Origin of the sequence: Paraburkholderia sp. (genome assembly GCF_035501035.1) — a bacterium.
GTDB lineage: Bacteria > Pseudomonadota > Gammaproteobacteria > Burkholderiales > Burkholderiaceae > Paraburkholderia.
Map to the genome: position 1 here is coordinate 1 of NZ_DATJWR010000385.1, position 2,592 is coordinate 2,592.

The 2,592-nt window shown below is 64.7% G+C and carries 2 protein-coding genes; both read right to left on the bottom strand.

The features are described 5' to 3' along the window. On the bottom strand, positions 1-1,920 hold a 1,920-nt coding region (locus VMJ11_RS27765; protein WP_325623779.1), incomplete at its 3' end, for an HAD-IC family P-type ATPase. 489 nt (positions 1,921-2,409) lie between these two features. Then, positions 2,410-2,592: cupin domain-containing protein (locus VMJ11_RS27770; RefSeq protein WP_325623781.1), on the bottom strand; the 183-nt coding region annotated here is incomplete at its 5' end.

A 2,592-nucleotide genomic window follows, 5' to 3' on the forward strand; every position in this document is an offset into this window, starting at 1 on the left:
CGTCATCGCGACGACCTGCCGGTTGGCCTGGATCGCCTTCACGAGGCGCAGCTTGTGCTCAGGGCTCGCGCGCGCGAACACATCCACGCTGCGAACGCATTCCTGCAGCTCCGCGTCGTTCATCGCCTCGATCTCGGTGCCGGCCACCGCCGTCTTGCCGTCGCCGATGCCGAGCATGCCCGCGATCGCGGCGGCCGTGATCTTGTGGTCGCCGGTGATCATCGTCACGCGGATGCCACCCTCGTGGCATTCCCGCACCGCGTCAATCGCCTCCTTGCGCGGCGGGTCCATGAGGCCTACGAGGCCGAGCAGCACGAGTGTCTTCGGCAGGTCCTGCGGCCCGAGGTTGCCCACCTGGAGGCCGGGGTTCGGCAGCCACGCGAGCGCCAGCACGCGCTCGCCTTGCGCGGCGAGCCGCTCGCCCTCGCTTGCGAAGCGCGCGCGATCGATCGGTTCCGGACCACTCGCCGTCTGCTGCCGGTCGCAATGGTCGACGATCACCTCCGGCGCGCCCTTGACCAGCAGCATTTCGCCTTGCTCCGAACGGTTCACCGTCGCCATGAACTTGTGCTCGGACTCGAACGGGATGGCGTCGATGCGCGGGGCCGCCGCCGCCTCGGCGGCCCTGTTCATGCCGAGCTTGCCCGCGAACGGGTAGAGCGCGCCTTCGGTCGGGTCGCCCTCGACTTTCCATTTCCCTTCTTCCTCGAAGAGCCCAGCGTCGTTGCACAGTATGGACACGCGGCCCATCAGCGCGAGCACTTCGGGCGCCGTGCCGAGCGGCTTGCCGCCCGCCTTGACCTCGCCTTCGGGTGCGTAGCCGTCGCCGGTTACCTCGTAGGGCGCTTCCGCCGTCACGACCGAGGTCACCATCATCTCCATGAGCGTGAGCGTGCCTGTCTTGTCCGAGCAGATGCGGGAGACGGAGCCCAGCGTCTCGACGGCCGGCAGGCGGCGGATGATCGCGTTGCGCTTGGCCATGCGCTGGACGCCGATGGCGAGCGTGATGGTTATCAGCGCGGGCAGGCCTTCCGGAACGACCGAAACCGCAATGCCGACGACGGCCTGGAACAGCTGGATGAACGTCATGTGCCCGAGCCAGTGGCCCCATGCGAACAGCAGCACGCTGAGGATCACGATGGCTATCGTGATGACGTATCCAAACTTTTTTATCTGGCGCAGGAGCGGTGTTTCGAGCGCGCTGACCTCGGCGAGCATCTGGTTGATGCGGCCGAGTTCGGTTTGGCTTCCCGTCGCCACGACGATGCCGGTTGCCCGTCCGGAGAGGACCATCGTGCCGGAGAACGCCATGTTTTCACGGTCGCCCACCGTGGCCTTCTCGTGCATGATCGCCGTGCCTTTTTCCGCAGGGACCGATTCGCCCGTGAGCGCCGCCTCCTCGGTACGCAGGTTTCGGGCCTCGACGAGGCGGATGTCCGCCGGGATCCTGTCGCCCGATTCGAGCAGCACGATGTCGCCTGGCACGACCTCCTCGGCGGGCACGAGGCGAACTTCCCCGGCCCGCAGCACTCGCGCCTCGGCGGAGAGCATGTTGCGAATCGAGTCGAGCGCCTTTTCGGCGCGGCCTTCTTGCAGGAAACCCAACAGCGAATTGAGGACCACGACCGCGAAGATGATGGAGGCGTCGAGCCACAGGCTCAGCATCAACTTGATGAAACCGGCCGTAAGCAGCACGTAGATGAGGACGTTGTTGAACTGGGCAAGGAAGCGTACCAATGGCCCGCTTTTCTTGCCCTGGGGCAGGAGGTTCGGGCCGTGGGTGCCGAGGCGTTTGGCGGCGTCCGTCGGCTCGAGGCCCTGCGACGGATCGACGTTGAGCTGGCGCTCGATCTCGTCGGCCGGCATGGCATGCCACGGCGGCGTGTTCGCTCCTGAAGCCGCTCCTTCAGCTGTACTCATCGTTGCCCCCTTCTGGTTGTTCGCCCAGGTTACGCGTGTGTCCCGGCGGGGAAGGCATGCAGCCGGGCCAGCATGGTTCACCGCGTAACGGCCCGGAGATTAAATGCCATGGTATGTTTTTTTGGGCACATGCAGGTGAAATGTGGTCCTGCCGATGAATTCAGGTAAGCGAAATGGATCTCAAGGTTGTCGCCGCAGTGCGGCGAAGCGTTGCGCATTGCCATACTGAAGTTGTCGAACATGCTGCGATATTCCGGTGCGGCGTCCACGCGAGTATTCATTGCGAACATCACGCAGCCCGAACACTTCGGAATATAAGCAAAGGCTCACATTCGGCGACTCGCATTGAGCGTGGCGTTCGGGCGCGCGCAAAGCCCCTGTGAGATTGTCGATTTAACGACCCGCGAGCGTTGCCTGCTCGCGTTCGCAAGGGGTGAGTTTGCTATGCGCGAGGCGCGAGTAAGCCGAAAAGGACGTATTACGCGCGGCTCAGCGGCGCACGAGCGCCACCACGTAGACACACGGCGTGTCGCCCGGGTTGAAGAACGTGCAGGGCGCGGGCGGCCCCAGTTGCAGACAGTCGCCGGCTGCGAGCGTGTGAACCTGTTCGCCTTCTTCGAAAACCAGCGTGCCGCTGCGTACCCAGATCTGCTGATGCTGGAACGTGAAAGC